This is a genomic window from bacterium, assembly GCA_029210965.1.
Lineage (GTDB): Bacteria > BMS3Abin14 > BMS3Abin14 > BMS3Abin14 > BMS3Abin14 > JALHUC01.
Genome location: JARGFZ010000066.1, coordinates 1 through 8,052, shown reverse-complemented (window position 1 = coordinate 8,052; position 8,052 = coordinate 1). Strand labels below are relative to the sequence as shown.

The following is an 8,052-nucleotide window of genomic DNA, read 5'->3' as shown; positions in this document are numbered from 1 at the left end:
TCACCCCCACCTCGATCCTCCCCCCTCAACAGGGGGAGGAAGAATATGGAAATTGACTATAATTGGGCTCGCGAAGACCACATGGTTGTCATTGCGAGCCCCGAGCTTGTCGTAGGGCGTGGCAATCCCGCCCTGTGAGATCGCTTCACATGATAACGGTTCGCGAAGACAAACCGGGATCGCGTCGCGCGGGCAGGTTCCTTTCACCCCCACCTCGATCCTCCCCCCTCAACAGGGGGAGGAAGAATATGGAAATTGACTATAATTGGGCTCGCGAAGACAAACCGGGATCCTAGTATCAGCTTCCACATTAGGTTATAATTGTTACAAAATTGAAACAATGGGGGGAAGGCTTTAGGCAGACATGATCGGTTCAGATCACAGTTTTAAGGGTGTTTTCAAGGCTCTGGTGCTGGTTTTGCCCATGCTTTACTTTGCCCCTTTGGCCAACGCCGCACCCCCCGCCCATCCGGGTACGGTAATCATACCTCCAGAGAAACGCTCCGAGAGATTGAATCGACCCATCAGGGCACCGAAGAAAAACAGGAAAATAATCAAGTCAAAGTCGAAAGACCAGGGTGATAATTCATCGGGAAAAGTTGAAAGCTTAGGGATAGTACCTCTGGCAGCTGTCCCCCTTCCAGGCATCTCTACCACCGAAACGATACAGCCTCTTTTTCTCCTGCTTTCTTTCACCGACCAGGCTTTTTCCACAACCATTGCAGCCAACTACCCGGCCTTTCTTTATTCGGACTCTCCCGGCTTCGCCGATTATTACCGCGTCGTATCGGGGGGCAGGCTCGAACTTGAAAGCGCGGCTGTCGGTTCCGTGGTCATTGTGGATATGCCCCAGAGCTATTCATACTATGTCAGCTCCCAGAGCGGTTTTGGAACTTATCCGTGGGACCATCGCGGGATGGTGGAAGACGCCCTTGATCATGCCTATACAGTGTCAGGGGTTGATTTTTCGGAATTCGACAACGACGGCCCGGACGGTGTGCCCGGTTCCCTCGATGACGATGGGGTGCTGGATGCTTTAGTGATCGTCCACGCGGGCCCGGCCGCCTAATATTTCACCCAGCCCGAAGCGTCGTTTCACATGGCCAGCCACTACGAGTCCTTTCCGTCCGGGCAGGAGTGGACGGCCGACGGGGTCAAGGTCATCGACTGGGCCATGGTCCCGGAAAGGGACCCCGATGCCTCGGACGGTGACGGCAGTCATGGCAGGGGGACCGTCGGGACGTACCAGGAGACCCTCGGGACCCTGGTCCACGAGTTCGCCCACATACTGGGGCTGCCAGACCTCTATGACCCCGATCAGGCCTCCTACGGTCTTGGCCACTACGACCTCATGTCCTTCGGTCTTTACGGCATGAAGACCCACGACGATCTCTTTACGGCCGCCAATTCCTCCTGGAAATACCCCGGCCTTCCCTCGGCCTGGTTCCGTACTTATCTGGGCTGGGCCGAGCCCATAGCTCTTCACGCCGACACAGCCTTCCAGATCTGGCGCGCCCAGGACCCGGAGCCGGTGGACTATCCCCAGGTTGTCAAGATCTGGTCCTCCTCTTCCTGGAATACCATGACACCGTGGAACCCCAGTGAGTATTTCCTCATTGAACACCGTCAGAACGGGGGCACCGGCACCTACGATGGCGGCTTTAACTACGATAACGAGGGTGCCGTTCTGCTGTTTCATGTGGATGAAAATGTTATTTTCCCCGGTGGAGACCTGGCAAACTATCCCAACGACGACCCGAGCCATAAGGGGGTCGATCTTGAGGAGGCCGATTCCAATACGGATCTGGACGATCAGGCTAACTTTGGCGATTTTCCGGACTTTCCCGTGACCGGGATCTAGGGCGATTTCTACAGGCAGGGACGGGATGATTTCTATGTGTTCAGCGCACCTGATCCCAATAACAAGGACAATGGGGGAGTTGATACCGGGATCAATATTGTCAACGGGTTTGGCCCCCTGAGCGACGCGGACCTGGCTGACTACCTCATGACGGTCGATATCATCACCCACAGCAGCAGTACCATGGGGTACTCAGGCACCACCCGTGCCGGTTCCTTCGTGATAGCGGGCGGCACCTTCGACGACGGTGATGATGACGCGTGGATCACCGCTGGCAACGAAGTACGTTTAAGTCTGGAGGTCAAACACGCGGGTATGCCCAACACAGCCCGCGGTGTCAGGGCCACAATAGACTCGCCTGATTTTGCTTCTGTTTCAGTGACTTTGGTTAATTTTGGTGATCTTCCCGCCCTGGCCCGGTCCACCGGGGACGGGGAGTTTGTCTTCACTATGACTCAGCCTGCGGCGGCCTTCTCGTGGTTTTCAGTAACTGTACTGATGGTCGACGACAACCTCAATTTCAGCGAGGAGACGTTTCAACTCCCGGTACTTCCCGCTCCCAAGAGCAGCGGGGGCGGGGGAGGCCCGTGCTTCGTGGCCACAGCTCTTTGGGGATCGGAGCACTGGAGAACGGACCGCCTGAGGGCTTTCAGGGATGACTGGCTTATAACCAACGCTCCAGGTACATGGTTAGTGGACCAGTACTACACTTACTCACCTGAGCCAGCATCCTGGGTAGCAAAACGCCCCTTGGTGAAAAGAGCGGTATCCTTCCTGTTAGAACGTCTCCTCTGGCCGTTTTTCCTTTAGGATGGCTTCCCTCGGTAAGGGTAGCGATGACAGCAGTAGAAGTCGCTTGCGATTAGCTCAAGGTTGAATCCGGTGACACGTTAGGGTATGTTAGTGAGTAACCTTGATAAAGTCGCAAAAAGTCCAATCCGGGACTTTTCGCTCCACGGAAAGGGAAAAGCGTCGTTTTCCCTTTCCTTACAAATCAATGACTTACAGTGCGAGTCATTGATTTGGGCGCCCCGCGCGGGGCGCATTGATAGACTTTTTGCGAGTCCATCAACCTTAGTGTTTAAACAATATATTTGGAATTTGGAATCTTGAATTCGGAATTAACTTTCAAAGAGGAGGTCCAACTATGAAACGCCGCTATATCGCACCGAAGGTCGTCGGTTCATCATCCGTTCATCCTTGCTGAAGTAGCAGATTCAGAAACCCGAGACGCGGAACTGCGACTCCTGTAGCAGTTTTATTTACTGATTCGAGTTGTAGTTGCCACGAGATACCTGAAATTGGAAGTAAATTGATAGTGGCGTAAGCCGCTGTAAGTAGTGTGAAAAAGAGCCCTGACGGGCTCTTTTTTGTCTGCAAATACGAGGATCATTTTGCAAGAGGTTTTTTCCATACCGAATGCCACCCGTCTTCGTTTTTCGAACTTCCGTCTTCGCTTTGGGGCGTCGCTGGTAGTTATGCCCTCACATGTCTGCTATGCCATGACACGTCGTCGCAACCGGCATGACTGCAATTGAAGTCTTTCACTGATTTCGTGCATACTTGACTGTCAGAATGGGGATTTTGCACCCACTTCCTGACACCAGTTACGCCATATCACTCATAAAGCGTTGTATAACTTCACCACAGTCAGGGCCTTGCCAACATGTGTGGTCTTAAGTATTTGATATATAAGGATATTATACGCTATATCCCTTGGCACGCATCCTGCTCGAAAATATAGACATAAATTGCTCCACCTGGGGTTTTAAGGTATAGTCGTTTATCTTTGGAAAACCCTTTAATAATGGGCATTCAGAGGGTGTAACTTTTCCTGTGGGAAGTTGTATTAGACATCAAGTGATGTGTTAAAGCATGATCTGGTTCCTTCACGTTAAAATTGATGGAACTTAAGCCTTTCAGGAGCCTTTTAATGGAGTTGGACAGGTTCGTCCCATCCGTATCCATCCGTATATTAATGCTCTTTTGTGCGGCCGCTTTTCTTCTGGGGGGAACGGTTCCTGCTTTCGCAGCCCACAAGCTGGCAGAGGAGAACTGCTACGACTGTCACGCGGTGGGCGGCGCCAAAGATATGGTTATTACGGGCACCCAGCTTATCAAGAAGGATGCCCGGATGGTGGAGATCATCAACGGCGGGTGGCAGGTCAACAATCACCTGCCCTGTGTCTATTGCCACGACGACTCCACTATTCGCACCAACAAGGTTGCGGTCAAAAACCACTTTTCAGACTATTCCCTGTCAAAGCACCCGGTAGATCTTTTTGTATCCAACGATGTTGACGATGGAGGTGCCCTGGACTGTGTAGACTGTCACACCAACGTCACCTATGTTGACGGCGGTTTAAACCGGCTAAACCCTGACATCCACGCCATCGACACTTCAGCGGTGGGCTGGACCACCAACAGCCAACTGATAGCGGCCAGTACCTTCTACACCCACGGCAGCACGCTCGTTTCCCCCTACAACGCCGACGGGAACGTCATGTGCAGCGCCTGTCACGACACCAACTACCCCACCCCTATCTTCCTGGCAAACAGCAAGCAGCACAGCTACACGGCCCCCGGCATCCTTTCTTTGGAGGGCTCCTCCTTCACCACGACTATCCAGGGCTGTCTGAGCACCGACGGGGCGCCCACCGGATGTCACGATATTCACAACTCACCGGACAACGTTTCTCTCATCACCGTTAAAAAATCAGATGGGACCAGGGTGGAGAGGGACGACTGCGGGATCTGCCACACGTTCGATGATCCTCCGTCCAACAGGGCCGGCAGCGACTTCTACGGCAGAGGTCACGGCCGTTTCCAGGCCACCAGCAACATCGTGTGTACCACCTGCCACGATGTCAACGATCCACACTTTAACGCGGACGGGACGATCACCGGCGACAGACTCTCCTTTTACGTCGACACAACCCAGAAATCCGGTCTGTCCGATCCTCAAAAGACCCTTCTGTCCAACTGCGTAAGCTCCAACTGTCACGCTGACAAATTTCCCCATGGCGGCAGCAATGTCCAGGTGGGCTGTCTTGACTGCCACGATCCCCACGGTTACGGGGTGGGCAGCAACATCACCATGGTGCGCAACGCCGTGCCGGTAGCCTCACCGTCAGGCTCCCTCTACTACGGTACCGCCGGCGCCTACTTCGACAGCACTTTCATGGGAACCACCAACTTCAGCGGCTGGCTGTGTGACAACGCTGATTGCCACGGTGTCCCCACTGGTCCTGGCCCCATCGCTTCGATCATGAGCACATCGCCGGCTAACACAACGCCGCACACCGGCGGGGTTGGCTACACAGGCAACTGCGACTCGTGCCACTTCCACGACAACACGACAGGTTCCTTTGGCGCTTCTGACTCCTGTACCACCTGCCACGGGCAGCCGCCGTCGGCCAACTACGGTTCCGGTCCCGACGGCTTTGCCACCGGTTACGCAGACTCCGGGCACTTCAAGGCCGAGGACAAGACTCCCCACGCTCTTCATGCCGGCACCACCGGCTACGGGTACAGCTGCGAGGTCTGCCACATTCACGGCCCCGATTCCTCCTACCACAACACTTCAACCAGCAACCCGGAAACCTTCCGCAACGTGGTGTTCAACGCCCAGATCAATACCAACGTCCTGCCCGAAGGGCCCAACAAGTACAGCCCCTCCTACTCCATTAACGCCACTACCCCCAACGTCTGCCTGAACCTCTATTGTCACGGTGACGGCCAGGGAGTCGACCGGTACAACACGGCGGTGGTGCTCGAGCAGGCCTGGGATGATGACGTTTCCACCACCCTCTCCTGCGAGGGGTGCCACGGTTCCAACAGGACTGACGCGGCCGGCACGAGCTATTTTGGCGCGCCCGACTACGCCAACGGCGGTTCCGGTGATGCTATCTACTCACCCGGCAGCGGTATTTCCGCCTCCAGCACAAAGGCCAATAGCCACATCGACACCACCAAGCATGGCCGTTACAACTGCTCGGTGTGTCACAACAACATCATTACCGACACCAACCCAGCCGACGGCTGGACCATCAACGACCGCACACGGCACGTCAACCAGCAGATCGAGGTTGTTTTTGACGGTGGGGTGGTGGTGAGCGGTACCTGGGACTCCACCACCAAGACCTGTTCCAGCGTGTGGTGCCACAACACCGCTTCCCCCCAGTGGGGCCAAACGACGACCTGTACCTCCTGCCACAACAACGGGACCAACGATGGTCTCCTCGTTAACGCAGCCCCTCTCACCGGTCAGCACGCCCCTCACATAGCCAACACGGTGTACGTGAGCAACTGCGAGTCGTGTCACGGGACGGGTGCCAATAGCGGTGACCAGGTCGGGCACGTGGACCAGTCGGCCTCCTTTGGCAGCCAGGTCAGTGCCTACATCGATTCTACCGGAACCTGTACAAACAACTGCCATGGGGTGGTGGACGGACGGGACTGGACCTCGGGAACGACCCTTGACTGTGTCGACTGCCATAACAACGCCGGAGGCACCCTTGTCGCAGGCGGCGTGACAGCGGCCATTGACAGTATCACCGGCCCGCCCACCGGACGCCACTCTGTGCACCTTGATAACGCTACCTATATTCCCAACGACTGCGTAGACTGCCACGGTCACAAGGGCGGTCCCAGCGCTACGGTGCCCACTCATATCGACGGTCCCACAGTGGATGACATCACCATGGCTGCGGAGGTGGGGACCTGGTACGCCGGTACCGGAGGCTGTGCCAACACCTGCCACTTGGTGGACGCTGCTTTGGCCGGCGACTGGCTGGACTCGCCCAACGCTCTGAACTGTACCGACTGCCACAGCGCCACGGGTCTTCGCCTCGAGCGGGGCTGGCCTCCCGACCAGGGACAGCACGTTGTCCATCGCAACAACACCGCCTACGTGGATTCGGGTGTGGGTGATTGTGTGGACTGTCACAACGACAACAACGCTCCCAACACACATAGTACCCTGGACAGCGTGGTGACCTCACCGGTCCTGGGCACGAGCATCTCAGCCTTCAACGGCACCGACAGCACCTGTGTCAACATCTGCCACCTTGCAGGGGATACGGACGAATGGCTTACCGGGGCGATTTTGTGTACCGACTGCCACAGCGGTTCGTACATCGGCGGCAACTCTTTCGCCCCGGCCAGCGGCCTCCACGCCGTGACCGGCACCGACGCCAACGGCCAGGCCTTCGTGCCACACGACGAAACACTGAGCGCCGGCCGCTGCGCCAACTGCCACACCGCGACGCCTTCGGCCACCCACATGGACGCTGTATTCGACACGCCGGCGGCTGCCTTCACATCCACCATCAACTGGGCCTACGACGGCACCGACAGCCAGTCCTTCTGCCTGGGCGAGACCACAGGCTGCCACGTGGACGGCGCAAAGCTGTACCGGCTTTGGGACGCCGCGGCCGACTGCACCATCTGCCACGGCAAGGACTCGGCCGCCTCCATCGGAGGCTACGAGGCCCCGGCCAACGACGGCGGCAGCAATTCGGGGTCGTTCACGTACGGACACACATCGGTGGCCCTCAATGCCGCCGCAAACACCACGGGCGGGGACCACGACGCTTGCACCGACTGCCACTGGGGCATCGGTTCCACGGATGCCGGCCTGGCCGACCACGTTGACCGTGGGGCGATCTCGGCGACCCTGGACGTCGGTTACAGCTATAGCCGGACCACCGGCAAGTGCAGCACCAACTGCCATGCCGGCAGCGGCGACATCTGGCTGTGGCAGTACACCAGCAATGTCCCCTTAAACGCCTACACGACGACCCTGCCCTGCGGCCAGTGCCACAGCAACAAAGGCCTGCCTCCCACGAGCGGATCCCATACAGCGCACTTCGACGCCATCGCCGCCGGAGCGGGTTCCGACAGCGACTACACGGAATGTGAAACGTGCCACGGGCCGCCCCTGGGCGGCGCCTGGGACGCTGTGGGTTATCCCCACCAGAACGGGACCGTGAATTTCAACACGGCGCTTGTTACCTACGACAACAACGCGACAGCCACCACTGTTGACGACGACACGTGCACCACGACGGTGTGCCACAGCCCGGGAGGGAACCCGGCGGTGTGGGGCGACGCGGGGGCGCCGTGGGACAGCACGGGAACAGGTTCGAGCTTCGACTGCGACGAGTGCCACTACTGGTCGTTGACGCCCA

The 8,052-nt window shown here is 57.3% G+C and carries 4 protein-coding genes; all 4 read left to right on the top strand.

Annotated elements, in window-relative coordinates:
* Positions 1-364: 364 nt before the first annotated feature.
* Positions 365-1,069, top strand: a complete 705-nt coding sequence (locus P1S59_13865; GenBank protein ID MDF1527322.1) for a hypothetical protein — start codon at positions 365-367, stop codon at positions 1,067-1,069.
* 30 nt (positions 1,070-1,099) lie between these two features.
* Positions 1,100-1,861, top strand: coding sequence for a hypothetical protein (locus P1S59_13860; protein MDF1527321.1), 762 nt, complete (start codon positions 1,100-1,102; stop codon positions 1,859-1,861).
* A gap of 36 nt (positions 1,862-1,897) precedes the next feature.
* Positions 1,898-2,671: a hypothetical protein gene (locus P1S59_13855; GenBank protein MDF1527320.1), complete on the top strand. Its 774-nt coding sequence runs from the start codon at positions 1,898-1,900 to the stop codon at positions 2,669-2,671.
* A gap of 1,123 nt (positions 2,672-3,794) precedes the next feature.
* On the top strand, positions 3,795-8,052 hold a 4,258-nt coding region (locus P1S59_13850), incomplete at its 3' end, for a CxxxxCH/CxxCH domain-containing protein (protein MDF1527319.1).

Bases quoted from the DNA above. Each gene is read 5' to 3' on its own strand.
- P1S59_13865 (MDF1527322.1), top strand. From the start codon at position 365: ATGATCGGTTCAGATCACAGTTTTAAGGGTGTTTTCAAGGCTCTGGTG.
- P1S59_13860 (MDF1527321.1), top strand. From the start codon at position 1,100: ATGGCCAGCCACTACGAGTCCTTTCCGTCCGGGCAGGAGTGGACGGCC.